The 26,380-nt window shown below is 62.0% G+C and carries 24 protein-coding genes; 14 read left to right on the plus strand and 10 right to left on the minus strand.

The window, feature by feature from the left end; genetic code table 11:
• Window positions 1–51 precede the first annotated feature (51 nt).
• The gene (locus tag C8K18_RS10490; RefSeq protein WP_006046764.1) at window positions 52–1,431 is read left to right on the plus strand and encodes a glutamate decarboxylase; all 1,380 of its coding nucleotides are present in this window, start codon (window positions 52–54) and stop codon (window positions 1,429–1,431) included.
• 45 nt (window positions 1,432–1,476) lie between these two features.
• Here the strand turns inward: C8K18_RS10490 and C8K18_RS10495 are convergent, their stop codons facing one another.
• The 5 genes from C8K18_RS10495 to C8K18_RS10515 form a co-directional block, all read right to left on the minus strand.
• Window positions 1,477–2,622, minus strand: coding sequence for an AI-2E family transporter (locus C8K18_RS10495; RefSeq protein ID WP_107707419.1), 1,146 nt, complete (start codon window positions 2,620–2,622; stop codon window positions 1,477–1,479).
• Between the two features lie 192 nt (window positions 2,623–2,814).
• Entirely contained in the window at window positions 2,815–3,087 is a 273-nt protein-coding gene (locus C8K18_RS10500) for a hypothetical protein (protein ID WP_006046762.1), read from the minus strand.
• Between the two features lie 164 nt (window positions 3,088–3,251).
• On the minus strand, window positions 3,252–4,592 hold the full coding sequence (locus C8K18_RS10505; protein ID WP_006046761.1) for an SLC13 family permease: 1,341 nt from the start codon (window positions 4,590–4,592) through the stop codon (window positions 3,252–3,254).
• A 17-nt stretch (window positions 4,593–4,609) separates the two neighbouring features.
• Entirely contained in the window at window positions 4,610–5,647 is a 1,038-nt protein-coding gene (locus C8K18_RS10510) for an amino acid ABC transporter substrate-binding protein (protein ID WP_107707420.1), read from the minus strand.
• A 376-nt stretch (window positions 5,648–6,023) separates the two neighbouring features.
• Window positions 6,024–6,908: a LysR family transcriptional regulator gene (locus C8K18_RS10515; protein WP_029965792.1), complete on the minus strand. Its 885-nt coding sequence runs from the start codon at window positions 6,906–6,908 to the stop codon at window positions 6,024–6,026.
• Window positions 6,909–7,030: 122 nt separating this feature from the next.
• Between C8K18_RS10515 and argC the strand changes: the two genes are divergently transcribed.
• Window positions 7,031–7,957: an N-acetyl-gamma-glutamyl-phosphate reductase gene (gene argC / locus C8K18_RS10520; protein ID WP_107707421.1), complete on the plus strand. Its 927-nt coding sequence runs from the start codon at window positions 7,031–7,033 to the stop codon at window positions 7,955–7,957.
• An 88-nt stretch (window positions 7,958–8,045) separates the two neighbouring features.
• Here argC and C8K18_RS10525 read toward each other — a convergent pair whose 3' ends face one another.
• Entirely contained in the window at window positions 8,046–9,440 is a 1,395-nt protein-coding gene (locus tag C8K18_RS10525) for an MFS transporter (protein ID WP_107707422.1), read from the minus strand.
• A gap of 130 nt (window positions 9,441–9,570) precedes the next feature.
• Between C8K18_RS10525 and C8K18_RS10530 the strand changes: the two genes are divergently transcribed.
• Window positions 9,571–10,485 carry a LysR family transcriptional regulator gene (locus C8K18_RS10530; protein ID WP_107707423.1) on the plus strand — a complete coding sequence of 305 codons (915 nt, stop codon included), beginning with the start codon at window positions 9,571–9,573 and terminating at the stop codon, window positions 10,483–10,485.
• A 2-nt stretch (window positions 10,486–10,487) separates the two neighbouring features.
• Here the strand turns inward: C8K18_RS10530 and C8K18_RS10535 are convergent, their stop codons facing one another.
• The gene (locus tag C8K18_RS10535; protein WP_053860722.1) at window positions 10,488–11,747 is read right to left on the minus strand and encodes a LysR substrate-binding domain-containing protein; all 1,260 of its coding nucleotides are present in this window, start codon (window positions 11,745–11,747) and stop codon (window positions 10,488–10,490) included.
• Between the two features lie 140 nt (window positions 11,748–11,887).
• Here C8K18_RS10535 and C8K18_RS10540 point away from each other — a divergent pair, with 140 nt between their 5' ends.
• From C8K18_RS10540 to dld, 5 genes are all read left to right on the plus strand, one after another.
• The gene (locus C8K18_RS10540) at window positions 11,888–12,739 is read left to right on the plus strand and encodes an amidohydrolase (RefSeq protein WP_107707424.1); all 852 of its coding nucleotides are present in this window, start codon (window positions 11,888–11,890) and stop codon (window positions 12,737–12,739) included.
• Between the two features lie 11 nt (window positions 12,740–12,750).
• Window positions 12,751–13,683, plus strand: coding sequence for a hypothetical protein (locus C8K18_RS10545; RefSeq protein ID WP_107707425.1), 933 nt, complete (start codon window positions 12,751–12,753; stop codon window positions 13,681–13,683).
• A 90-nt stretch (window positions 13,684–13,773) separates the two neighbouring features.
• On the plus strand, window positions 13,774–15,126 hold the full coding sequence (dctA, locus tag C8K18_RS10550) for a C4-dicarboxylate transporter DctA (RefSeq protein ID WP_107707426.1): 1,353 nt from the start codon (window positions 13,774–13,776) through the stop codon (window positions 15,124–15,126).
• Window positions 15,127–15,262: 136 nt separating this feature from the next.
• Window positions 15,263–16,300 (plus strand): porin, encoded by a 1,038-nt coding sequence (locus C8K18_RS10555; RefSeq protein WP_258196100.1) that lies wholly within the window; start codon window positions 15,263–15,265, stop codon window positions 16,298–16,300.
• Between the two features lie 361 nt (window positions 16,301–16,661).
• On the plus strand, window positions 16,662–18,401 hold the full coding sequence (dld, locus tag C8K18_RS10560; RefSeq protein WP_107707428.1) for a D-lactate dehydrogenase: 1,740 nt from the start codon (window positions 16,662–16,664) through the stop codon (window positions 18,399–18,401).
• Window positions 18,402–18,487: 86 nt separating this feature from the next.
• Here the strand turns inward: dld and C8K18_RS10565 are convergent, their stop codons facing one another.
• The gene (locus C8K18_RS10565) at window positions 18,488–18,757 is read right to left on the minus strand and encodes a hypothetical protein (protein WP_006046744.1); all 270 of its coding nucleotides are present in this window, start codon (window positions 18,755–18,757) and stop codon (window positions 18,488–18,490) included.
• A 214-nt stretch (window positions 18,758–18,971) separates the two neighbouring features.
• Here C8K18_RS10565 and C8K18_RS10570 point away from each other — a divergent pair, with 214 nt between their 5' ends.
• A complete protein-coding gene (locus tag C8K18_RS10570) occupies window positions 18,972–19,793 on the plus strand; it encodes a PadR family transcriptional regulator (protein ID WP_006046743.1) in 822 nt (273 codons plus the stop codon).
• A 41-nt stretch (window positions 19,794–19,834) separates the two neighbouring features.
• Window positions 19,835–20,683 carry a siderophore-interacting protein gene (locus C8K18_RS10575; protein ID WP_107707429.1) on the plus strand — a complete coding sequence of 283 codons (849 nt, stop codon included), beginning with the start codon at window positions 19,835–19,837 and terminating at the stop codon, window positions 20,681–20,683.
• Between the two features lie 168 nt (window positions 20,684–20,851).
• Here the strand turns inward: C8K18_RS10575 and C8K18_RS10580 are convergent, their stop codons facing one another.
• Window positions 20,852–21,289, minus strand: coding sequence for a helix-turn-helix domain-containing protein (locus C8K18_RS10580; RefSeq protein WP_232292199.1), 438 nt, complete (start codon window positions 21,287–21,289; stop codon window positions 20,852–20,854).
• A gap of 96 nt (window positions 21,290–21,385) precedes the next feature.
• Between C8K18_RS10580 and C8K18_RS10585 the strand changes: the two genes are divergently transcribed.
• The 4 genes from C8K18_RS10585 (at window position 21,386) to C8K18_RS10600 (ending at window position 24,855) form a co-directional block, all read left to right on the plus strand.
• Window positions 21,386–22,270: an alpha/beta fold hydrolase gene (locus C8K18_RS10585; RefSeq protein WP_006046740.1), complete on the plus strand. Its 885-nt coding sequence runs from the start codon at window positions 21,386–21,388 to the stop codon at window positions 22,268–22,270.
• A 36-nt stretch (window positions 22,271–22,306) separates the two neighbouring features.
• Window positions 22,307–23,419, plus strand: a complete 1,113-nt coding sequence (locus tag C8K18_RS10590; RefSeq protein WP_006046739.1) for an NADH:flavin oxidoreductase — start codon at window positions 22,307–22,309, stop codon at window positions 23,417–23,419.
• A 132-nt stretch (window positions 23,420–23,551) separates the two neighbouring features.
• On the plus strand, window positions 23,552–24,166 hold the full coding sequence (locus C8K18_RS10595; RefSeq protein WP_006046738.1) for a hypothetical protein: 615 nt from the start codon (window positions 23,552–23,554) through the stop codon (window positions 24,164–24,166).
• 113 nt (window positions 24,167–24,279) lie between these two features.
• Window positions 24,280–24,855: a DUF308 domain-containing protein gene (locus tag C8K18_RS10600; RefSeq protein WP_006046737.1), complete on the plus strand. Its 576-nt coding sequence runs from the start codon at window positions 24,280–24,282 to the stop codon at window positions 24,853–24,855.
• Between the two features lie 92 nt (window positions 24,856–24,947).
• Here C8K18_RS10600 and C8K18_RS10605 read toward each other — a convergent pair whose 3' ends face one another.
• Window positions 24,948–26,369, minus strand: coding sequence for an amidohydrolase family protein (locus C8K18_RS10605; RefSeq protein WP_006046736.1), 1,422 nt, complete (start codon window positions 26,367–26,369; stop codon window positions 24,948–24,950).
• Window positions 26,370–26,380 lie beyond the last annotated feature (11 nt).

The following is a 26,380-nucleotide window of genomic DNA, read 5'->3' on the forward strand; positions in this document are numbered from 1 at the left end:
GGGTCCGCAAGCAGCCGACCCGCGTCCGCTATTCCTGTTGAGGAGACGCATATGACTACGCCCCCCGAGAAGATGACCCCGTATGACGAATTCAACCTGGAGGTGCCTGAAAACGCATTTCCGCAACAGGGCATGTCGGCGAAAGCGGCAGCAGCGCTCGTGATCAGCGACGAATGGACCGACGCGAATCCGATGCTGAACATGTCGTCGTTCGTGACGACATGGGCCGAGCCCGAAGCGGCAGAAGTCGCGAAACGCAACATCTTCAAGAACTACATCGACCACGACATGTACCCGCAGGTTTTCGCAACCGAAACGCGCATGGTGAAGTGGCTGCATCAACTATGGAATGGCCCGGCAGGAGTCGAGCCGTACGGCACGGCTACCATTGGATCGTCGGAAGCCTGCATGCTCGCCGGGCTCGCACACAAGTGGAACTGGCGCCAGAAGCGCGAGCGTGAAGGCAAGGATGCGACCCGGCCTAATATGGTGACGGGCGGCAATGTGCAGATTGTGTGGAAAAAATTCCTGCGCTATTTCGACGTCGAGCCCCGCATCGTTCCGCTCAGGCCGGGCAACTATCGGCTAACCGCGGAGCAACTGGACAAGTATGTCGACGAAAACACGATCGCCGTAGTCGCCATTGCCGGCCAGACTTTCACTGGCGAAGACGACGACATCAAGGGCATTCATGACTGGCTCGACGCCTATGAGCAGAAGACCGGCATTTCGGTTCCGATGCATATCGACGGCGCGTCGGGCGGATTCGTTAATCCGTTCCTTTATCCCGACTACGAATGGGACTTCAGGTTGCCACGCGTGCAATCGATCAACGCGTCCGGTCACAAATACGGACTGGCGCCGCCCGGACTCGGCTGGGTGGTTTTTCGGGAACGGAAAATATTCAACGAAGATCTGGTCTTCTACGTCAACTACCTGGGCGGCGAAATGCCGACCGCCACTTTGAACTTCAGCCGCAACGCTTTCCAGGTCGCGGTTCAGTACTACATGTTCTTGCGCCTTGGGTTCGACGGCTATAGACGAATCATGAAGCACACCTTGAACAACGCCATCGCGCTGCGAGAAATGATCGTGAAGAGCGGCTATTTCACGATCATGAACGAGACGCAACGCATCCCCGTTGTCGCCGTGACGTTGGACAAACGAATCACGAACTTCAACGAATTCGACGTTTCGAACAAGGTTCGCGAAAAAGGCTGGGTGCTGTCCGCCTATTCAATGCCGCCCGATGCTGAAGAGGTCAAGAGCCTTCGGATCGTGGTGCGGCCTCACATCAACCGCAACTCCGCTTTGCTGCTCGGCGGCGATATCATTCGCGCCTGCAGATTCCTCGCGGAACACGGCGGAAACGCGACCCCGCCCAGGCTGCACACGCACAGCGTGGAAACGTCCTCTACAGTGAAATGCTGAAGTGCTTATCGCGACGTGGACGCGAGCCGGCGCCGTGTGGCAGCGTCACGAATGCTTCGGTACTTCGGCTGTCTCTGTCTGCACGAGGCGCGCGGGCTCGTTCTCGTCGATCCGCTCGGCCTGCGGCTGGTCTTTCACCCATCGCCAGAACAACTCGTAACCGACAGCAAGCATGACGGGGCCGATGAACAGCCCAATGACGCCGCCTGTCACCATGCCGCCCAGCGCGCCGATCAGCACCACGGGCATCGGCACCGCGACGCCGCGGCCCAGCAGCAACGGCTTGAGCACGTTATCGGCCAGGCCCGCGACGAACACATACGCGGAGAAGGCGATCGTCGCCGTGCTGACGCCTTCCGTGAGCATCACGAACGCGATCACCGGAAGCGTAATCAGCGTGGCAGGCAATTGCATGATGCCGATAAGCAGTACGCCGAGCGCCAGCAAGCCCGCGGCCGGAATACCCATCACCACGAACCCGCCGCCGATCAGCAACATCTGGATGAACGCGATGCCCACCACGCCTTGAGCGACCGCGCGAATCGTCGCCGTACAGAGATCGGTGATCTGCGCGCCCCGTTCAGGGCCGGAGATGCGTGACGCAATCTGCTGCGCGCTGCGGTGGCCCCTTTCGCCATACGCCATGAGAATTCCCGCGACGATCAGCGCGATGAAGAAAATGAGCAGTCCCGCGCCTAAGCCAGTGACGGTGCCGAGCAACGCACGGCCGGCTTCTTTGAGTTGCGGCGCAAACCGCTGCGCGAGGCCCGTCAGGTCTGTCGAGGCCTGCTGCCAGAAGTCGTGCACGTGCTGGCCGACCAGCGGCCAGCCTGCAACCGATTCTGCCGGCGGCGGAATGCGGAAGCTGCCGCTTTTCACCACCGCCATCACATGCTCGATCGAATCGCCGACCGCGACGCCCAGCAGATAGCTCGGCACCAGAATGACGCCGAACGCGACGAGGACGATCAGCGTGGCAACGAGACCGTCCCTGTTGCGCAAGCTCCTGCGCAACCGGATGTGCAACGGATAAAGCGTGATCGCAAGGATCAGTCCCCAGACCATCAGGTCGAGGAACGGAACGACGATCCGGAAGCAAAATACGGCAAGAACAGTGATCAGCCCGGCGCGAATCAATACGTCGAGCATTTCCCGGGATAGCGTTCTGTGAACGGTCGGTGTGGGCAGCATCGGTTATCTCCGCGCAGGAATAGCGCAATGCACGCGTGCGCGAGAAGAAGCGTCAGGTTCAGGATCGCAGCACGGGATTGGCCGAAAGCGGCATCGTCCAGCGGAACAGGCGCAAGCGTCGCTCGCTGCCACAGCGAAGGCAATACGCGACGCTGTAACGCAGCGTCGGGCCGTCGCTCTTCACTGCCGCTACTACTGGTCCACGCCCTGACGCGCAGCGGCTACAGCCACGTCGCGTTTCTTTTTGGCGTCGCTTTTCTTATGGTCAAAGACCTTTTTGGCAGCCGCGACTTCCCTGTCGTACTCGCGATTCGCCGCAGCGACCTGCTGGTGCATTTTCACGATTTCATCGGGATGGTCAGCCGCTGACGGTGCAGTTGTTCCAGAAGCGCCTTGCGCCCAGACACCAGGAACGGATGCCAGTGCAAGAGAAGCGGCCGCCGCGACCGCGATCAGGTGTTTCATGACGGACTCCAGACGTTATGCTCGCATCGTTGAATCTGCCGATTAAAGCCGGCGAGCTTCCAGCCTATACACGTCCAGACGAAAGTTGTATTGGACTTTGGTCCCATGATCGGGCTGCCTGGCTGCGCATTCGTCTTCCTGGCACGCGGCGGTGCGTGTGCGCGTCACCGCATGAAATGCGCGAGTGCGAACACATAGACCGCCGACGCCGCCAGTTGCGCAACGGTGACAGGCAGCCCGTAGCGCAGAAAGCGGACAAACGTAATGGGCTTGCCTTCGCGTGCGCAGATTCCCGCTGCCACTATGTTGGCCGCGGCTCCGACAAGTGTCGCGTTGCCACCGAGCGTCGCACCGAACATCATGCCGACGAACACTGCAATCGTAGGCGCAGGCCACTGCGTGAACTGATCCGAGAGCGCGACTTCGGGCACGAACTCCGCCGCCACCAGGTAGCCCTTTACCATCACGATAGACGCCGCCGCTACGGGCACGTTGGCAAGCAGTGACGAAAGCAGCCCGATGCCCGCGATCATCGCGAGCGCGACGAGCGTAAGGCGCGTGCCGAACAACTCGTACAGCTTGACCGACATGACCTGAAGAAGCCCCGTCTTCGCCATCGCCTGAACCAGACAGAAAATGCAGGCGAGGAACAGCAGCGTTTTCCAGTCGACATCGCGCAGCACGTTGTCGGTCGGTTCGACTTTCGCCGCGTAACCGACGAGTAGCGCCAGCGCACTGGCAATCAGCGCGACCATGGGCGGGAGGAGGCGCGTCGGCAGCGCTTCGCCGAACACGAACAGCACCATCATTGCGGCCAGCACCGCGAGCGACAGACCGGCGTATGCGGGCCTCGCGATGCGCGCACGCTGTTCCGCAGGCGGCAAGGTCCGCCGCACTCGCCAGATGTCGGGCATCAGGAACGGCAACAACGGCACCACGACGGCGAGCGCCAGCAGGCCGCCAAGACTTACGTGCTTCAAATAGTTGCCGAACGTCATGCCGATCGAGCTGCCGACCAGAAACGTCGCCGGATCGCCCACCAGCGTCAGCAGTCCGGCGGCATTGCTGACGATCGCCGTGAGGATCATCGGCAGCACGATATCCACTTCGAGCGCCACCGCCACGCGAATGATGATGGGTGCGAGCAGGATCACCGTCGTGGCATTCGGCAGCAACGCGCACAAGGGCGCGACGACAACGATGAGAAGCAGGAGAAAACGCCTGCCGCTGCCGCCGGTCGCCCGCAGATACACATCGCCGATCAGATCGAACACTCCGGTGGTCGAGAGGATGCGCGCGACGACCATGCCGCCGAACAGAAGACTGATCGGCCCGGCGGCGATTCGCACCGCAGCGAGAAGATCCTGCTCGTCGAGAATGTTCAGCACGATCAGCACGCACATGCCGACGAGCGCCGCCACGGCCATGTCGATCACATTGAACGCGATTGCGAGTATCACTGCCGCAAACACGCCCACCACGATATAGACCTGCATTGCGCTCATGCCAGCCCTCGCGCGATTCAACGAATGGGCGGCGCGTACATCAGGCCGCCACGGGTCCATAAGTCGTTCGTTCCGCGCGCGAGACCGAGAGGACTGTGCGCGCCGACGTTGCGATCGAACATCTGCCCGTAATTGCCCACGCTTTCGAGAGCTCGCACGGTCCAGCCAGGCTCAACGCCGATTGAGCGGGTCACCGTGTCGTCCGGCACGAGAGCCCTGGATACCGATGGATTGCGCAGGCGAATCTCAAGGTTCTCCCGCGTCACGTCCATCTCTTCGGCGGCTATCAACGTCAGCAGCACCCAACGCACGAGCGTGAGCCATGCCTGATCGCCCCCGCGCACGACGGGCCCAAGCGGCTCTTTCGAGATCCGCTCGGGAAGGATCGCGAAGGCCTGCGAGCCGCCCGGTGCGTGCAGAAGCAGCGCGGCAAGGTACGATGCGTCCGCTGTGTAGGCGGCGCAGCGGCCCGCGAAGAATGCCCGGCTCGCCTCGTCCGCGGAACCCGCCACGAGAGGCTTGATGTCCGCCCCGCTTGTATCCGAATACGCGATGAGATGGCTAAGCGTAGACGTGTCCTTCTGTACGCACACCGTTGCCCCTTTTAGCGCGTCAGCCGATTGCGATGCGCTTGCGGCCGGAACCATGAAAGCCTGGTTGTCGTAGAACAGCACGCCTGCGAACTGCGCCTTGAGTGCGCCTTCGCGCAGCAAAGTCCAGGTGGTGTTGCGGGAGAGTACGTCGATTCGCCGCGTCTCGAGTGCGGGAAATCGCTCCGACGCCTTCAACGGCACGAACGCGACTTTGCGGCTATCGCCAAGCGCTGCTGCTGCCAACGCCCGGCAGAAGTCGACATCGATACCCGACCATTGTCCGGCGGCGTCCTGAGAGGAGAACCCCGCGACGCCTTCGCTAACACCGCAACGCAGGACGCCGCGAGTCTTCACGCTCGCCAGGGCTTCGCCATCGGCGGCATTCGAAATTGAAGGCACGCTCGCCAGCGAGAGCCACAGACCCAGCAGTACTGCACCGGCAATCGGACTCGCGGCCGCCATGATTGTGTCCTCTTGCTGCCTGTAAGAGACCATCAATGCAGATGCGGTCCGACGGCAACCGCTGACTATCTGTAATCGGCGGCGTATTGCAGCCGGACACCGCGAGTGACAAAGCAATCGACAAAGCAATCGACAAACCAACTGAGGGCGCAGCGAGATGGACGCGCATGCGGATTCCTTCCGGAGCGTGCATGACTGGCGCGAGCCGGCGGTCTGGTCCTGTACGTTGAGCAAACTGCGTGCGACGACAGTGCGAAAGCAGATGTGCTTCCAGCCTATATGGGTCTATACGAATGTTGTATCGGACTTTGGTCCGATGACGGGATAGTCGCGTGCTGTCCCGGCGAGGCCGAACCGAAACGGCACTGACAACCGCCTACGCTAATCGCAGATCCCACAAGACATCGAGTACGTGTTGAGTGGCACGCTCAACGTGCCCTGCACGATGTGCAATGCCGAGTCGGCGCCACAACGCCGGGCGCAGCGGACGCATGACAACGCGCCTGTCGGGTAATGGCGTGGTCGCCTCGTGGGGCAAAAGCGCTGCGCCGTAACCTGCCGCTACCAGACTCTTGATTGCGTCGTTGAAGTTGAGCTGAATGCGCGGCGCAGGATGATGCCCTGCGGTCGCAAACCACTCCGCCGTTAAGCGCGAGAGCCGCGTGGTCGCGTCATTGAGAATGAGAGGCTGTGCGGCAAGCCATGCAGGCGTCACACGGGCGGGACAGCGCCAATGCGCCGGCACGAAGGCCATCACGGGGTCGCGCCGCCAGGCCTTTATCGCGAGTCCGGCCACGGGAGGCTGAGGCAGTGCGACCAGCCCGACATCCAGCGTCCCATCCGCCAATCGGGACAGCGTTTCACGCGATGTGAGCACAGCAAGCTGAATATCGATTGCGGGATTGCGCTGGCGCAGTGCCTCGAGCGCTTGCGGCAACAGGTACGCGATCACACCGGTCGACGCACCGAGCCGCACGCGCCCTTCGAGCCCCTGCACCTGGCGTTGAATATCGTCCAACGCCTGCTCCGCATCGGCCAGCAGTCGACGCGCGCGTTCCACCAGCACCTCTCCTATCGCCGACGGCCTTACCTGCCCGCGCTTGCGAGACAGGAGCGGCGCCCCGATGCGGTCCTCCAGCTCGGCGATATGGAGGCTGACCGTCGGAGGGGCGAGATTCAATGCACGCGCTGCGTCGGCAAATGAGCCACGCTCGGTTATCGCAATCAAAGTGCGCAGGCGGTCCAGGCTGATCTCTCGCATGTCGGCGTCCCGATTCAGGAAAACTGAACTTTATGGTCATCAAATTCAACTTTCCCTATTCTAGCCGCTCAGGGAACATAGGGCTCATTCTTCCCTTAGCCACCACCCGGAGTATTCCGCGTATGAGCGCTCCCCTTGTTTTCATCGATGGCGACCAAGGCACTACCGGACTGCAGATCCACGAACGGCTGCGCGATCGGACCGACATCTCGCTGTTCACGCTCCCCGCCGCCGACCGCAAGGATGCGCGCCGTCGCGCGGAAGCCATCAACGCCTGCGACATCGCCATTCTCTGTTTGCCCGATGCCGCCGCACGCGAGGCAGTGGACGCCATCGTTAATCCTGCCGTGAGAGTCATCGACGCAAGCTCGGCGCACCGGACACAGCCGGGCTGGACATACGGCTTCCCGGAAATGACGCCGGGACAGGACGAGCGCATCGCGAGCGCCCGTCGCGTCACCAATCCCGGCTGCTATCCGACGGGGGCAATCGGATTGCTGCGTCCGCTGTTGCAGGCTGGGCTGATACCAGACAGCTACCCCATCAGCATTCATGCAGTGTCCGGCTACTCCGGACGCGGTCGTGCCGGCGTTGAGCAACACGAGGGACAAGATGCCGTCGACGCGCCTCCGTTCCAGATATACGGTCTGGAACTCGCGCACAAGCACACCCCGGAAATCCAGACGCACGCAGGACTCGCGCAGCGGCCCATTTTCGTCCCCGCGTATGGCGCGTTTCGCCAGGGCATTGTGCTGACGGTGCCGCTCCAGTTGCGGCTGCTCGGACCCGATGTGGACGGCGCCAGGTTGCACGCATGCCTCGCACGCCACTATGCGGACGCAGCGCACGTCCATGTTTCGCCGCTGCATGAATCGGAGGTCTTGACGCACCTGGATCCGCGAGCGTTGAACGGTACGGACGACATGCGCTTAAGCGTATTTTCTAACATGGAACACGGACATGTCCTGCTGTCCGCGGTTTTCGACAATCTCGGCAAAGGCGCGTCGGGCGCTGCGGTTCAGAATCTGAATCTGATGCTGGGCCGGTAATAGTCGCCGATGGCTCGAGCTAACGGTCGGCCGCAAGTGCGTTCAACGAGTGTCGGGAATCTCGCGCTCGCATTGTCATGACGCAGCTTCAACCAGCGCATCCCGTGACGGCAGACTGGCGTTGTTCAAGCCGCGTCCTGGCCACCACGAGGCTTAAGAGCGTCGTCGCAAACGCGAGGGTCACCGCGATATGCAGCCCTGCAACGATATCGTTGGACTCGGGCCTGACCAGCGAGCCGAACACTCCGACTCCCACCACGCCGCCGATCTGGCGCGCGCTATTCAGCACCCCCGACGCGATCCCGACGCGGGACGGCCCGGCATGCGTGAGCACCGCCGTGTTGATCGATGGGACCGCGAGCGCAACTCCACTGCCCACCGCCAGTAACGGCAACGCTATCGCCAGCGCGCTGCTGTCCGCGTGCACGAACACGAGCGCAAGGTAGCCGAGCGCCGCCAATGCTTGACCATAGAGCATCGGCAGGCGATAGCCGAAGCGCGCGGTGAGCCTGCCGGATACAAGGTTCGCGACTGTCACTACGGCAGTCATCGGCAGGAACGCGAGGCCGGTTTCAAGCGGCGTGTCGTGGCGCACGCTCTGGAAAAACAAACTCATCGCGAACATCAGGCCGTAGTACCCGAAGTTCAGCGACCACCCCGTCAGCGCGCTCACGCTCACCGCGGCGCTGCGAAACAGCGCGAGCGGCAACAGCGGTTGCGCAGATCGCGCCTCGACGGTGATGAACAGCGCAGCCATGACGACCGATATCGTGAGCCCCGACAGCACGATCGTGCTCGTCCATCCAAGCCGGCCACTCTCGACGACCGCATACGTCAGCGCGGCCAGTGTGACAACGGCGAGCGTCTGCCCGGCCAGATCGATCCGACGCGCTGCATGACGCAGCGTTTCGGGCGCATGCGCGAGCGTCAGCCAGATGCCCGCCACGCCAATCGGCACGTTGATCAGAAAGATGGAAGGCCAGCCGAACCGGTCGACCAGCAACCCGCCCACCAGCGGCCCGGCACCGAGCGCTAACGCCGCCGTGCCCGCCCAGATGCTGACGGCCTTGGCGCGAGCATCGGCGTCCGGAAACGCCGCGCCCAGCAGCGCCATGGACGACGGCACGCACAGCGCCGCGCCCACGCCCTGCACTGCACGCGACGCCACGAGCACGCCCGCGCCATCCGATAGCGCGCAGCCGATCGACGCACACGTGAAAACCGCGAAGCCGCCAACGAAGACGCGCCGCGCTCCCAGACGATCCGCTAATGCACCGGCCGTGAGCAGCAAGCTCGCGAACGCGAGCGTATATGCGTTGACGACCCACTCGAGCGCGGTCGAGTCGATCTGCAGGCCGTCGCGCATCCTCGCTAGCGCAACGTTCACGACCGTGACGTCGAGACAGATGATGACGAAGCCAAGGCTGGTCGCGAGCAGCGCGAGTCTTGGAGACCGGTTGGATGAGTGGATGTGTGTGCGCATGATGTCCGTGCATGGAATGGCGCGAAGCGAGCCGGACTGGCCCGCGCGTCGAGCGTGGACACACTCTATTACCTTCGCAAAAATTGATAAACGCACGGCGAATGGCAACAGAACCAATTATTATGGGGGAATGGATCTTCTCAAAGCGATGACCGTATTCGTGCGGGTGGTGGAAACCGGCAGTCTGACGGCAGCCGCGGTAGCGTGCGAGCTCTCGCCGACCATGGTCGGCAACCACCTGCAGGCACTGGAGACGCGGCTCGGCACGCGCCTCATCCATCGCACGACTCGCAAGCAGCAGGTCAGCGCGTTCGGGCAGGCGTATTACCAACGTTGCGTCGAGATTCTCGGGTTGATCGACGATTCCGAGCAGCTCGCGCTCGACCATCTCGCGACGCCGCGCGGCCGCCTGCGCGTCACCGCACCCATCGTGTTCAGCAACGAATGCCTGATTCCGGCGATCGCGGATTACTGCGCGCGTTATCCCGAGGTGAAGCTCGACATTGTCGCCACAGACGCGCTCTCCGATCTTATGGACGATGGCTTTGAAGCGGCGATCCGTATCGGTGCGCTGGCCAACCCGGACCTGGTCGCACGGCCTCTCACGCCGTACAGGCTGGTGCTGTGCGCGTCGCCGGCTTATCTGAAGGCGCATGGCAGTCCCGCGACGCCCGATGAACTCTCGGCGCATCAGTGCCTGACGTATGCGTATCCGCCGCGTTCGGAATGGCACGCGGCACAGGCCGAATGGATCTTGCATGGACGGGACGGCCGCACGAGCGTGCCAGTAGATGGCCGCCTGAAAATCGACAACGCCGAGGCGTTGCGCAAGGCCGTTTTGCGTGGCCTCGGTATCGCGATGCTGCCGGCAATTCTCATCGACGACGATCTGCGCGCGAAGCGGTTGCGCAAAGTACTGCCTGAGTATTCGGCGCCCGAGCGGCAGCTAAGTCTGCTTTATCTGCGCGAGCGGCAGATGTCGCTTAAGCTGCGAAGCTTCATCGATTTTGTGGTCGAACGGTTTGGCGCGGATGAGGACCGCTGAGTCTACGTTGCGGAGTGTCGCAGTCCTTCCGCCTTATCGACGGAGCACTCCTGCCGCAGATACTCGATGAAGCCCGACTGCACCGCTGTGCCGAGCCAGTCCGCCCGCACCGTGTAGCCGACCGCACGATCGGCTTCCGGCGTTTTCAACTCGAGCGCAACGATCTCGCTGCCCGGATAGGCCTCGCGAATCTGCGAACGCGATAGCAGTGTGATGCAATCGCTTTCCACCAGCATCGCCATCATCATCGCAAGAGAACTCGTCTCGACGACGACCGGCGGCCTGATCGGCAACCGCGCGAAGATCGAATCGATCACCGAGCGGCGCGGTACATTCTGCTGCGGGACGACCCACTCGTAATTGGCGATGTCTCGAGGCGCGATAGACTTTTTACGCGCGAGGCGATGCCCCTTACGCACCGCGACCACATACGGATCGGCAAACAGCTCGGTCTCCCGCACGGCTCCGGTGAGACGTGGCTCACGCAACCCGCCGACGATGATGTCGATCGTGCCCATCCGCAGATCACGAAGCAGCGCCGCGTGCGAGCCCTCATCGACAGTGACGTGCGCGGACGGATAGCGCTCGCGCAACCGCTGGATCACACGTGCGACGAGACGCGGCGGCATCAGCGGCAACACGCCGATCGCCACCTTGCCGCTCAATTGTCCCCGGGCGTATGCGATCTCCTCGCGCGCCTGCGCAATTTCATAGAGCGCGAGGCTCAGGCAGCGAGCGAATTCGAGTCCAGCGGCATTGGCCGACACGCTATGCACGCGTCGCCGATATAACGACACGCCGACCGTCTGCTCAATCTGCCGCGCCGCGCGATGCACGGCGGGCTGCGAAATGCCAAGCTGCTGTGCCGCTTCCGACGCCGATCCGGCGCGTGCGATCGCGATATGACAACGGACTTGCGTATCGGTCAGATGGCGGCAGACGTTGCGCGCATTCATGGCCGACGAATTTTGCCCCGTCAGGCCCATGACCGCGCGCTCCATCTGATCGAGCATGCGCCGTACGCGCCGTTGCAGTATCGCGCCTTGCGCAGTCAATTCGCAGCCGCCAAAACCCCGCTCGAAAAGCACGCCGCCGAAACTCGCCTCCAGCTTGCTGATTGCCAGGCTGACGGCCGGCTGCGTGCGGCCCGCGCGCGTCGCAGCCTGGCCGATGCCGCCTGCCTCGCACACTGCATCGAACAGAAATAAGCGCCTCAGCCGCGTCAGATCGTCGTCGGGCGATTCGTCCGGGTGCTTCGCCATCGCCTTCCCCATGCCCCGTGAAAGCCGTCAGCTTAACTGGAATTTATGCCTTATGCCGAAGTTCGTATTAAGGGGTTTTGCTTCAGCAGGCTTACAGTTGAGGCCATTCGATCGAGACGTTTTCAGCAAGGAGCCCGTTTATGTCCGTCGTTATCGACACTCACACGCACGCCATTTCCCCGGATAAGCAGCGCTATCCGCTCGCGCCCGTCGGCGGTCACCAGTCGGAATGGTCGGCCAAACGCCCTGTCAGCTTCGAAGGCTTGCTTGCGTCGCTCGACGAGGCCAGCATTGACCGGGCGGTCGTCGTGCAGGCATCGACGGTTTATGGCAACGACAATAGTTATGTGGTCGACGCGGTGAGAAACCACCCGGACCGCTTCGCGGGCGTGTTTTCGATCGACGTGCTGGCAAGCGACGCCGTGATGCAGATGCAGCGCTGGCTCGACGCGGGCCTCTCCGGCCTGCGCCTGTTCACGACCGGCAGCACGATGCCGGGGCAAGCAGGCTGGCTCGACGACGAGCGCTCCTTCCCGGTGTGGGACTATGCGCAGCGCCATAACGTCTCGATCTGTTTGCAGATGACGGCACAAGGCATTCCGGCGCTGCTGAATATGCTGGCGCGCTTTCCGGATATCCGCGTCCTGCTCGATCACCTTGCGCGGCCCGACTTGGCGGGCGGCCCGCCGTATGAAGCCGCCGCGCCGCTCTTTAGCCTCGCTTCGCACGAGGGCGTTTATCTGAAGCTCACAAACCGCACGATCGCCGAAGCATCTCGCGGCGCGTCGACGCCGGACGCATTCTTCCCGCGTGTGCTCGACGCGTTCGGTGCACATCGCATCGCATGGGGCTCGAATTTCCCGGCCGCCGAAGGCACGCTGCCGCAACTGCTTGCCGATGCGCGCAATAGCCTTGCGATGCTGCCCGCCGACGCGCGCGACGCAATCTTCGGCGGCACCGCGCGCGCGGTCTATCCGGTGCTCGCCGCGTGAGGATCGACTCAATGACACAAGAACATACGGACGCGAGCGCTGAGATGCCACCGCTTGAATTGAAAATTGCATTGAAGACTTATCCGCACACGCGGCCGCTGAAAGATGGCGAACTCGCCGATCCCGACGTGCAACTGATGTTCGAGGATATCGAACCGATTCACCGCGCCTTCGCACCGATGGCGCGCCGCCAGGCGTATGACGTCAGCGAAATGGCAATCGTCACGTATTTGCAGGCGAAAGCTTATAACAAGCCCGTCGTGCTGTTGCCCGCTGTAGTCGCCGCGCGCTTTCAGCAAGGCTGCATTATTTATAATGCTCAACGCGGCAGGCTCGGCGTAAGCAACCTGGTGGGCAAGACAGTCGGCGTGCGCTCGTATTCGCAAACCACCGCAATGTGGGTGCGCGCGATTCTCGCGAACACCTATGGCGTGCCGCTCGAGGAAATCGACTGGGTCACGACCGAGGGCGCGCATCTCGAAGAGTATCGCGATCCGTCCTTCGTGCGTCGCGCGGAACCGGGCAAGCAGCTATTGCCGATGCTGCGCGCGGGCGAGATCGACGCCGCCATCCTCGGCAACGATCTGCCCGACGAAGCCGGCCTTGAACCCGTGATCGACGATGCGGCCAGCGCCGATCTCGCGTGGTACGCGATTCATCGCTACGTGCCTCTGAACCACGTCGTGGTAGTGACGCAATCGCTTGCGGATACACATCCGCGAGCGGTGCGCGCAATGTACGACCTGCTGTGCCGCGGCAAAGCGTCAGTGGCCTCGCACAACGCGGGCAAACCCGACAAGCTGCTGTTCGGCTACGACGCGTTGCGCGGCCCGCTTGAGGAAACAATCGCGTTCTGCGAGCAACAGCAACTGCTGCCGCGTAAGCTGAGCATCGACGAAATTTTCGCTGACAGCATCGATATTCTCGGCGGCATCGCGAGCTGAATAACGGCTCTTTCAACGTTTTCGAGCGGACTCCAGTTCGCCAAAGCTTCACCGCAGCCCATCGTGGATGGGCCTAAGCAAGGAGACACCATGAGCTTGCCTCGCACGGGCGCCATGAAACCGAAGCCACGTCAGCCGTTCTATCGCGACCTGTCATTCCAGGTGCTGGCCGGCATGGCGCTTGGAATCGCCACGGGCTACTTCTTTCCGAAGTTCGGCATCAATCTGCAGCCCGTCGGCGACGCCTTTATCCGCATCATCCAGATGCTGATCGGGCCGATCATCTTCTGCACTGTATGCAGCGGCATTGCGGGCGTCAAAGACTTCGGGAAGGTCGGCCGCGTCGCGATCAAGGCCCTCTTCTATTTCGAGGTGGTGACTTCTCTTGCGCTGGTGCTGGGGCTTGTGACGATCAACGTGCTGAAGCCGGGCGTCGGCATGAACGTCGACATGCATAGCGTGCACTCGGCCGCCGTCGATGCCTATGTCGCGAAAGCTCATCACGCGGTCACCACGAGCGACTTTCTGCTCAATGTCATTCCGCACACGGCGATCAGCGCATTTGCTGGCGGTGACGTCCTGCAAGTGCTGTTCTTTTCGGTGCTATTCGCCTTTGGGCTGGCCGCAATCGGGGAACGCGCGCAGCCCGCGCTCGACTTCATCGATTCGGTATCCGGTGCGCTGTTCTGGGTAATCGGCCTGACCATGAAGATCGCACCACTCGCAGCGTTCGGCGCCATCGCCTTTACGGTGAGCAAATTCGGTTTCGGCACGCTGCTCTCGCTCGGCAAGCTAGTGCTGGAGTTCTATCTGACATGCGCGCTCTTTTTCCTGCTGATCCTGTGGCCAATCGCAAAGGTAAACGGCTTCAGCCTTTTGCGCCTGATGCGCTATATCGGCGCAGAACTGCTTCTCGTAATCGGTACGAGTTCTTCAGAAACCGTGTTCCCACAACTGATCGACAAGCTCGAACGCCTTGGCTGCGAGAAGTCGGTGGTTGGCCTGGTGCTGCCAACTGCCTATACGTTCAATCATGACGGCACGTGCCTTTACTTCGCCGCAGCCGCCGTGTTTCTCGCTCAGGCAACCAATACGCCGATGAACTGGCACGATCAGTTGGTGTTGCTCGCGGTGCTGCTGCTCACGTCGAAGGGAGCCGCCGGCGTGTCGGGCGCTGCAATCGCAGTGCTTGCTGCAACGCTGGCTGCGTCGAACACGATTCCGGTCGAATCCATCGCGCTGATTCTCGGCGTTCACAAGGCCATGTCCAGCGCGTTCGTCTTCACCAACATCGTAGGGAACAGCGTAGCCACTATCGTGGTGGCGAATTGGGAAAAGGCACTCGACCGCGTCACCTTGCGCCATGAACTGAAGACGGGTTTCAACCCCGCCGAAACCACGCACTCGCTCGAACAGCCGGGCAGCACTTCAGCCGGCCACTAACGCAGGACCGGCGGTACGTCCGCGTTGTGCCCGCCGGTCCCGGCAAGTAGATCAAAAGTAATCCCAATAGGCAATTTAATTAGGGTTACGTATCAAACAGTACATTAAAAACACAACGAAAATCAGGAGACAAGCGGTGGACAAGGTTTGGAAAATCATCGGATTCGGCATCTCGGCCACTGCGGGCGCATTGGCAACGAATCCCGCACACGCGCAAACGAGCGTGCAGTTATACGGAACGGTGGATGGCGGCATACGTCATCAGACCAACGCCGCAAAAGGCGGCGGCTCGGTGACGACAATGAACTCGAACGGCTACTACAGTTCGAACAAGCTCGACTTTCGCGCGAAGGAAGACCTTGGCGACGGCTGGAATGCGCATTTTCTGCTGGAAAGCGGCTTTAACGTCGGCAATGGCCAGTTCGATAACACGACAGGCACCGAATTCAATCGCCAGGCGTTTGTCGGCATCGGCCATACGAAATTCGGCTCGCTCGATCTCGGCCGGCAGTACACCATTGCGCATGACATCATCAGCATTTACGATCCGTTCGGCTTTCATTTCACGCCGATCATTCCGCTGACCACGGCCTCGGACGGTACTCGCAACAATAATGACCTCAAATACAAGAACACGTTCGGGCCGCTGCTGTTCGAAGTGGACAACTCCTTCGGCGGCGTGGCAGGCAATTTCAGCAGCGGCGCAGCGCGCGCCGTGGGCGTGAGCTATGCGACAGGTCCTGTTGCGATCGGCGGCGTCTATGGGCATCGCAGTGTACTGACTGGCTCGACCTATCTGGGCGACAGCTACTACATGGTCGGTGCCAGCTACAAGATCGGGCCGGTGCGTTTGTCGGGCGGTTTCATGTCCGAGGACTTGCAGAATCCAGCCACGCCCCACCAGGTCACGAACAATGGGTTCGGCGGCCTCTCGTGGACCATCACGCCGACTCTGGTTTTCCGCGGCAGCTACTACCAGACCACGGTAACGAACGACAAGTCCAGCCGGCGCGGACTCTCAGTGCTCTCGCTTGGCTACCTGCTGTCCAAGCGCACCACGCTTTACAGCGAACTCGACTACACCTCGTACAAGCATGCGGTGGTGAGCACGCTCAACCCGGCCGGCGTGAAGAGTCAGACCGCGTTCACCATCGGCATCGACCATTTGTTTTAAATGATCTGCTTCACCGAGTGCTTTCTTCGGAGGCGCCCAAGACGCTGCTGACTCAGACCTACTCGCTTCCATTCGATCGGATTGTTCAATGCCTCGAGATATCGACTATTGATATCCCAGATATCAATGCAGGCTCTGTGACTGCCGCCTGTTAATATCTATCTCAACCATAGGCGCAGGCATGCAGCGCGCCGTTCCGGTCATACGAGCAATCGTCGATTCAGGCGTGCCACGACACGCACTACGAGATCATGCAACTCATTCGCGACGGCAATGTGCGCAAAGCCTGCACCGAACTGCGCAACCACATTCGAAGCACGGAGGACTCGTATATCCGTGCAAGCATCAGCGGAGAAGCGCCATGAAGCACGATCTTGTCCGTCTGCTCGGCGACATCGTCGGTAGCCAGTTCGTCTTTACGGGCTCGGCTGAAACGCGGCGCTTCCGCCAGGGATATCGCTATGGCAGCGGTCCACTATTGGCTGCTGTGCAGCCTGGCACATTGGTCCAGATGTGGCAGGCGCTAAAGGCGTGCCATGATGCGAATGTCATCGTCATTTGTCAGGCCGCCAACACCGGCTTGACCGGCGGATCGACGCCGGCTGCGGACGGCTACGATCGTCCGGTAGTCGTGATCAATACGATGCGGTTGCGCCGGCTCGACGTGATTCGCAATGGCGAACAGGTCGTTTGTCAGCCGGGCGTTACCCTGGACCAACTGGAAAGGCGTCTCGCGCCGCTCAAGCGCGAGCCCCATTCTGTGATCGGATCGAGTTGCATCGGCGCGTCCGTGACGGGAGGCGTTTGCAACAACTCGGGCGGGTCTCTCATTCGCCGCGGTCCCGCGTTTACCCAGCTTTCGATACATGCCCGCGTCACAGCCGACGGCGAACTGAAGCTGGTGAACCACCTGGGAATCGATTTGGGCGATTCCGCCGAAGCCATACTTGGCCGCCTCGACGCAGGCGAACTGCCGGACGATATTCCGCCAGCGATGGGACTCCTCGCCTCCGACCACGAATACAGCACCCACGTGCGGGATATCTCGGCATCGACTCCCGCGCGCTTTAACGCAGACCCGCGCCGCCTTTACGAAGCGTCGGGCTCGGCCGGGCACCTCGCGGTTTTTGCCCTTCGGCTGGACACATTCGCGGCGGACGAGCGCACCCAGGTGTTCTACATCGGCAGCAATGATCCGGCCGAGCTCGAATCAATCCGCCGCGATATTCTGGGCGGTTTCCAGAGTCTGCCGATAGCAGGCGAGTACATGCACCGTGGCGCGTTCGATATCAGTCGCCGCTACGGGAAGGACATGTACCTTTACATTCGGGCTTTCGGCACCGACAAAGTGCCGCTAGCCTTTGCGGCGAAGAGCCGGTTCGACGCCATGACCGAGAAGATGGGTCTTGGTACGGCCATCAGTGACAGACTGCTGCAGGCAGCGAGCCGGCTTTTGCCCGAGCATCTGCCGCGGCGACTCATCGAGTACCACGATCGCTTCGAGCATCACCTGTTATTGAAGATGGGCAATGAAGGAGTAGACGAAGCGCGTACTTATCTGAAGTCGCGCTTTCCGACGGCTCAGGGCAATTACTTCGAATGCACGCGAGAAGAAGGCGACGCGGCGTTTCTCAACCGCTTCACGATTGGTGGCGCAGTGGTCCGCTATCGGGCCGTTCATTCTCGGACCGTCGAGGACATCGTGGCGCTCGACATCGCGCTGCCGCGTAATGCAACCGACTGGTTCGAACAGTTGCCGCAGCATATTTCGAAGGACATCGAATTCACCATGTATTGCGGCCACTTCTTCTGCCATGTGCTGCATCAGGAATATCTGGTGAAGAAGGGAGTCGACTGCGACCGCATCAAGGACGACATTCTCGCCCTACTCGCCGCGCGCGGTGCGGAGTATCCGGCCGAGCACAACGTCGGCCATCTGTATGAGGCGAAGGAGTCGCTCAAGCAGTTCTACGAGGAACTGGATCCGACTAACTCCTTCAATCCCGGTATCGGGAAAACCTCGCGGCTCTTCAACTGGGGAAGATCGCCGTATCGCTGCGGTTGCGAGGATCGGCCCGCGGTAAGTCAGCAGACGCTCTAGCGTAGCGTTACGCGAAGACCACCAGATTTTTTGCGCGCAAGGACGGTGCTGCCGACCTTGCGCCCGCCCTTGCGTGCGCAAGTCGCTTACACACCCAGGATCCTGCCGACCGTTTCGTTAAATTCGGCCGTCGCATCTGCGATCGCCTGGTCGGCCTCGTCGTCGAGGTTGTCGACGTTCTCGTCGATCACCTCCTGCAGGCTCAGGTAAGCCGCGATGATGCTGTCCAGCTGGTCGCTCGCGGCCCGGGCGTAGACGGCCTCGCCAAGCGCCTCCATGAAATCGCCGCGACTTCCTCCGATCAGGCCATCCGCGTTGTTTTCCAGGTCGTCCTTGAACTGTTCGACGTCTGCCATGCTTTTCTCCAGAAGGTCAGGTGCAGCGTTGCCGGAATGAGCGTTCGCACGCAAGGCGCGCGCCTGGTCGTACAGTGTCGCGACCGTCACGCCAGCGACGCGCGCGGACCTTGTTGCGTCCTTGCATCCCGATAGCGCCCAAAAGAAAGTTTGACAAACCATCTTTAGATATATATCTTACGACACATCTTAAGACATAAATGGAGGACGCAAGATGCGTCATCACCATCGTTTTGACCGCCGTCACGGCGCGGATCACGCTTCTTTCGACGCCGGCTTCGAGCGCCCCTCACTCCATGCGCTGTGGCACGCGTTCGCTCATCACCACGCAGTTCGCAGCGAAGACGCCGAGCGCGTCGGCAGCGCGCATCGCTTTTCGCCCTGGGCGTTCTGGCATGCAATCGGACGTCATCACGAGCATCGCGGCGGACGCGGCGGGCGCGGTCCGTTCGGCGGCAGCCCTGGCGGCTTCGGCGGCGAAGGCGATGGTTTTCCGCGCGGCCGCAAGTTCAGCTCCGACGATCTGCAACTGCTGCTGCTCTCGCTGATCGACGCGCAACCGAGTCACGGCTACGAGCTCATCAAGGCGCTGGAAACGCGTTCTAACGGCTTCTATAGCCCGAGCCCCGGCATGGTGTACCCGGCGCTCACGTACCTCGAAGAACTGGGCTACGTCACGGTGCAGCTCGAAGGCAACCGCAAGCGCTACGAACTCGCGCAAGCGGGACGCGAGTACCTCGCGGCCAACCGCGAGCGCGTCGAGTTGATGCTCGCGAAGCTGAGCCACATCGCGCGCAAGATGGACTCGGTGCGCCGCGCGTTTGCCGGTGAAGAACCGGCCGACGTGAGCGAAGGCGGCTGGCTGCCCGAGCTGAACGCCGCGCGCCGCGCGCTGAAAAATGCGCTGCTGCGCCGGGACAACGCATCGGCGGAAGAACAGCGCCGCATCGCCGCGATCCTGATGCGAGCCGCGAAGGAAATCGAAGGCGAACAGGATTCAGGCAACGGCAAGCGCGACGATGCGGCCACTGCGTGACATCGACATCGACACTTCGACCAGACAGGAGTAACAACTCAATGCCGACTCAAGAAAAACGACCCGACCTCGCCGTAGAGCGCGTGCGCCATCCGCTCAGGTTCCGTCTGCTGCAAGTGAAGAAAGTGCAGGCGCTCACGCCGCATCTGATCCGCGTGACCTTCACGGGCGAAGACCTGCACGACTTCGTGTCCGCTTCGTTCGACGATCACATCAAGGTCTTCTTCCCCGAACCGGGCGCCGACAAGCCGGTGCTGCCGCAAGCCGGCCCCGACGGCCCCGTGTTCCCCGAAGGACGTCGCCCGACGGCGCGCGATTTCACGCCGCGCCGCTTCGATCGCGACGCGCGCGAGCTCGATATCGAATTCGCGATGCACGAAGCCGGTCCCGCGGCAACGTGGGCGGCGCAGGCGAAAGCCGGCCAGTACCTGGGCATCGGCGGGCCGCGCGGCTCGCTCGTGATTCCCACCGCTTTCGACTGGCACCTGCTGATCGGCGACGACACCGCCCTGCCCGCCATCGCGCGCCGCCTCGAGGAATTGCCGGCCGGCAAGCGCGTGGCCGCGGTGATCGAAGTGGCCGATCCGTCGGCTCGCATCGAATTCAGGACCGACGCCGAGCTGCATCTCGTGTGGTGTTATCGAAGCGAACGCGAAAACGGAAGCGGAAGCGAACACTGCACGCGCGGCGAGGCGTTGCTGCAAGCGGTGCGCGCAACCTATCTGCCGGATGACGGCGAAGGTTATGTGTGGGCCGCGGGCGAATCCGCGACGATTCGCGCGATTCGCTATCACCTGTGCACCGAACGCGGCGTCGACAAGTCGCGGATTCGCGCGGCGAGCTACTGGAAACAGGGCGCCGTGGCCGTGCATGAAACCATCGACGACTAGGCCATCGGCGACTAAAAGACGACCAGGAGACGATCCCGGCACCACGTGCCGGCAAAGACCCGTGCTTTTCTCGACTTCGCGATCGAACGAAAACTGCACTAGAAACAGGTCGCCACTCAACTCACAACGGCGCCTCAATCATCGAATAAGCGCGCCGATCTTCTCTCTCTATTGCTCTGCCGGCATCTGTTGATCGTAGGCTTTTTGCGCCTGATCGATCTCATGCAAATGCTTGATCGACCATTCATAGACTGCTCCGAACGGAACCTGCAGGGTACGCCCGAGTTCTGTGATCGAGTATTCCACCGCGACCGGCGAAGTATTGAGCACATTCCGCGCGACGAGGCCATTGCGTTCGAGACGCCTCAACGCCTGCGTAAGCGCCTTATGCGTGATTCCTTCCAGCCTGCGCTTGATCTCGTTGAAGCGAGTTGGCTTCCTGGTCAGCAGCGTGAGAATCATCACTGACCACTTGTTCGCCACCTGATCGAAAAACGAGCGTGCGGCGCAATCCGCAAAGAAAACCTCGTCAACCTCGCAAGTCATGTCGGTATCTTCCTGTATATCTGCGCACCTGAAGGTGCGTAATTGACCGTAGATATCCAATGTATAACATGGAGTCCGGTCAATTGCTTGGAGCTCGGCGTCACACAGCCCAGCGAGCCAGGCGTTTGATGTACTCGTGATAAATAAGGATAGCGAATGAAAATGATGGAACACGAACTGTCTCGACGCGACATGCTGAAGGTCGCCGGTGCGGCAGCGATTGCGACCACTCTCGGGAACCATGAAGCCTTTGCTGCAACGAAATCGCCGGCCACACTGTTCGCGACCGAGGTAGGTACGGGAAAGAACGTCATGTTTCTCCACGGCTGGACTTGCGATTCGCATGACTGGAGCTGGCAACTGCCGCTCTTCGAAAGCAGGTATCGCGTCGTCGCTGTCGATCTGCGCGGGCATGGCAGATCGGAGCTGATGCCGCCCGGCGCTTATACGCCCGCCGACTACGTCGCGGACATCGAGGCATTTATCGCAACAAGGTATCCCGGACAGAAGTTCATTCTCGTCGGGCATTCGATGGGTGGCCAGATCGCAGCCCGACTTGCCGCGAAGCGCCCGGATCTGGTCAGCGCGGTGGTGTCCGTCGATGGCGCGCTCGGTTTTTCCGGCGCCGCCGCCGAACTTTTTGCGAAAACTACGCATGATTTGAATGCGGGCGATCCTGGCATCGTGGTGCCGGCCTTGTTCCAGCTTGTCTATGACCGCATCACTGAGCCGGCATTCAAGTGTTGGCACGCGAGGCGCGTCCAGGGCATGCCAGTGCATGTCGTGCGCGAGTCGTTCGGTCCGCTGTTCTTCGGCAACGATCAGGTCGGCATTGGAGAAGCGAGCGCAACGTTGTGCAAGAGCCTTACCGTTCCCTTCTATCAGATGTGCCGCGACCCCGAGCAGGCGAACCGCATGCGCTCCTGGTTCTCGCATTCGAAATCGAAGGTGGATGTATGGACCAGCACAGGCCATTGGATCATGCAGGATCGCGCGGACGACGTGAACACCGCGATTACCGCATGGATCGACGCCCTATAGCCAACGGTGTTTGCCAACTCGAATCCGGAGAACCCGATGCCCGATCTCGACATTCTGCTCACCCCTTATCGACTCAATGCCCTCACCGTGCCTAACCGGGTAGTCATGGCTCCGATGACACGGTCTTTCTCCCCAGGCGGCATACCGGGCGCCGACGTCGCCGCGTACTATCGGCGACGTGCGGCGCACGGCGTCGGTCTCGTCATCACCGAAGGAACCGGTGTTGGTCGCGCGGCCGCGCTCGACGATCCGGACGTCCCGCGCTTTCATGGCGAGGCGGCGCTGGCCGGCTGGAAGAAAGTAGTCGACGCGGTCCACGCGGCTGGAGGACGCATTGCGCCGCAACTGTGGCACGTGGGACATAAGCCTTCGAATGGAGCGGGCGAGCGGGCGTTGGCTCATCGCTACGAGAGCCCGTCGGGTCTCTCCATAACCGGCGAACGCGTGGCTCAGCCGATGAGCGAGTCAGACGTCGCGGACACAATCGACGCATACGCGCGAGCCGCAGCGGATGCAGAGCGGCTCGGCTTCGACGGCGTCGAACTGCACGGCGGGCATGGCTACCTGATCAATCAGTTTTTCTCGGAGGATCTCAACCAGCGCGGCGACCGATATGGCGGAGCGACGCTCGTCGAACGCTCACGCTTCGCTGTGGAAGTGCTGAAGGCGATCAGGGCGGTGGTGACACCGGGGTTTCCAGTGATTCTTCGCCTCTCGCAATGGAAGCCGAAGGACTTCCGCGCACGGCTCGCGGGGACGCCAGCAGTGCTCGAAGAGTGGCTTGGCCTGCTTGTGGATGCCGGTGCGGATGCTTTCCACCTCTCCCAGCCGGCCTACTGGCAGCCCGCGTTTCCCGAAGCCGACGCAAACCTGAACCTGGCCGGCTGGGCGAAAAAAGTCACGGGCGTCACAACCATTACAGTGGGATCGGTGGGACTTGGAAGCGACGTCTACGACTCGTTTGCGGGCAAGGACGCGCAATCCGCTCCGCTGGACGACCTGTTAGCGCGACTGGAACGAGGAGAGTTCGATCTGGTAGCGGTCGGACGCGCGTTGCTGCAGGACGCGGCATGGCTCGAGAAGATCCGGCAAGGGCGCATCGACGAGATTGGGAACTTCACCCCGGACGCTTTCTCGACCTTGGCCTAGGAAACCGCTGATGGCACCGGCCTGCAACCCTACGCGATCGGGCGGAGTTGCAGAGGGTCGGTCATCTGACCGATGCCGCCGGAACGAGCAAGATGCGATGCTTACCACCGATCCTAACCAGACGGAGCATCCATGTCATTTCGTTTCCAAGTTGTCGTTTCACTAATCGCGCTGGCGTTCGCCAACGCATCGTTCGCACAGACTTCCGCTGACAAGCCTGAACGGATCAGGGGCACCATTCAGTCGTACTCCGGCGGCGTGCTCCAGGTGCACCGGCGTAGCGGCGAAACGGTCGGCATTGCAGTAGTCGATGCAAGCGGACTGAATGCGGTGAAAGCCATACAGCTTTCCGATATCAAACCCGGCGCCTATGTCGGAGCCGCTGCGATGCCCGGCGCGGACGGCAAGCTGGAAGCGAAGGAGGTTCTTGTATTTCCCGAAGCCGCACGCGGGATGGCAGAGGGCCATTTTGCATGGGACCTCGGCGCTGGCAGCTCGATGACGAACGCCAACGTCGACACCATCGTGCAAGGTACAAGCGGCCGTGACCTGAAGCTCTCGTACAAGGGTGGCACCAACACGGTCACCGTGCCTGCGAACGCGCCGGTAGTGACGCTCATTCCCGCGACGCGCGACGAACTGACTGCGGGCAAGCGGGTGTTCGTGGTGGCAACGCACGGCAAGAGCGGTGCGTACAACGCTGTGCAGATCATCGTCGAAAAGGATGGCGCGGCTCCGCCGATGTAAGGCGGTTCGAGCCGCGGTTCGAGCCGCGGTTCGCCGGCGGATTGCGGCGGTCAATCAGCGGCTCGCGCATCGCCGGTCGACGGGTGCGATCGTGACAATCAGGAGAAGTTGCTATGAATGAACGCCAGATGAGTGGCATAGCCGCTCGCGACGAATGGTGGCTCATGCGCTATTACTTCGTTCGGACTGCGTTTTCCGCGCTGTGGGTCGCGCTCGCTTTTTCGGTCGGGCAGCGTTCTCCGGAGGCGACGGCAGTGCTGCTGTTCGTCTATCCCGCGTGGGATGCGCTTGCCAACTACTTCGATATGTCGCGCAGCGGCGGAATGACCGCGGGCCGCACTCAGGCAATCAACGCCGTCATCAGCGTGGCCGCGGCGGTCGCGGTCATCGTGGCCTTGAATGCGCGCATGCACTGGGTGCTCGGCGTCTTCGGGGTGTGGGCGATACTGTCCGGGCTCCTGCAACTCGGCACCGCTATGCGGCGCTGGAATCGCTTTGCCGCGCAATGGGCGATGGCTCTCAGCGGTGCGCAGTCGGCGCTGGCAGGCGCGTACTTCATCGTGCAGGCTCGCGCGCCCACGCCGCCGGCAATCTCGCGGGTGGCGGCGTATGCCGCGGTGGGCGCGATCTATTTTCTGGTGTCGGCGTTATGGCTGTACGTGCGTCGACTGCGCCGCGAGACCGCGTGACTGGGTCATCGATCTCCGCATGCTGCCACCGGCTTCGCGTGATCGACGCGACGGGTCCCGCCGGTTCAGACGCCGCGCGACATGCGCCGGCGTCAGGCCACCTCCGCGATCATCGCCCTGACTTCCCGAGCCGCCTCGCGGCGCAGTGCGCCGAGGTCGACATCCGGCAGCACGTCGTTTCGCACGATGCATTGACCCGCGCAGAACAGCGCGGCGAGTTCGGGGCGCCCGCCCGAAACCACCGGCCCTATCGCCACGTCATGCAGGCCGAAGTAGCGCGGATCGTCGAGCCGGTAGACGGCGATATCCGCTTGCGCGCCCACCTCGATCCTGCCGACGCCTTTGAGCCCGAGCACGCGCGCGCCGCCCGCCGTGCCCCAGTGCACGACCTCTTCCACCGACGCCGCATCCGCTCCGCCTTCGAAGCGCCCTCCCCGATATTCGGGCTGCGCCGCCATGCCGCGCCGGGCCCGTTGCGCAAGCCACGCCATGTGGACTTCGGAGATCATGTCGGCGGCTTCGTTGGAGGCCGCGCCATCCACGCCGATCGAAACCGGCACGCCCGCATCCGCCAGTTCACGCACCGGCGCAATCCCGCTGCCTAGCCGTCCGTTCGATTGCGGACAATGCGCAATGCCGGTTCCGGTCGCGGCGAGCAGATCGATCTCGCTGGCATCGAGCTTGACCAGATGCGCATACCACACGTCTTCGCCGAGCCAGCCGTGCTCGCGGCAAAATTCGACCGGCGTGAGCCGGTGCATCGCCTGCGCGCTGTCCTGATAGTTGACGGTCTCCGAGAGATGGCTGTGCAGACGCAATCCGAGCCTGCGCGCCTCGCCCGCAATCGAGCGCATCTCGGCGGGAGAGATGGAAAACAACACTGTGGTCGGCGCGGCGACCACGCGGCGCATGGAATGCGGCGAGGCGTCGTGAAAACTGGAGGCGAGACGTTGGAGATCGCTCATGAAGGCATCGATCGATTCGGGACGCATCGCGGTGGGCAGCCCGGCTTCGAGCTGACGCGTGCGCGTCGCGCCGCCGCGCAGCAGCACGAAGCGCACGCCGAGCTTCTGCGCTTCCTCGAACAGAATGGCCGAGCTGTCGAACGGCATGTCCGGGTAGTACACGTAGTTGTGGTCCGCGATGGTCGTGCAGCCCGAGCGGACCAACTCAATCATGCCGATGCGCGCAGCGAGCCGGAAGCGCTTTTCGTCGAAGCGGGCGCGATAGCGGTATGGCGTAGCCGCGAGCCACGGCGTGAGCGATGCGTTGATGCCCGCCGGGTCGCCCTTCAGCAGCGCCTGAAACAGATGATGATGAGTGTTGACCCACGCGGGATAGACGACGCAGTCGGTGGCGTCGACGATCGCTTCGCCGGGCATAGCGGCAAGCGCGCCGACGGCCTGAATGCGCGTGCCTTCGATACGGATATCCGGGCCGGCCGCGCGCGCCGGTTCGTTTGCGCCGCCGCCCGTCATGATGGCCGCCGCGTTTCGAATCAGAGTAGTCGTCATGCGGTGTCGTT

Origin of the sequence: Paraburkholderia sp. GV068, assembly GCF_003058125.1 — a bacterium.
GTDB classification, from domain to species: domain Bacteria; phylum Pseudomonadota; class Gammaproteobacteria; order Burkholderiales; family Burkholderiaceae; genus Paraburkholderia; species Paraburkholderia graminis.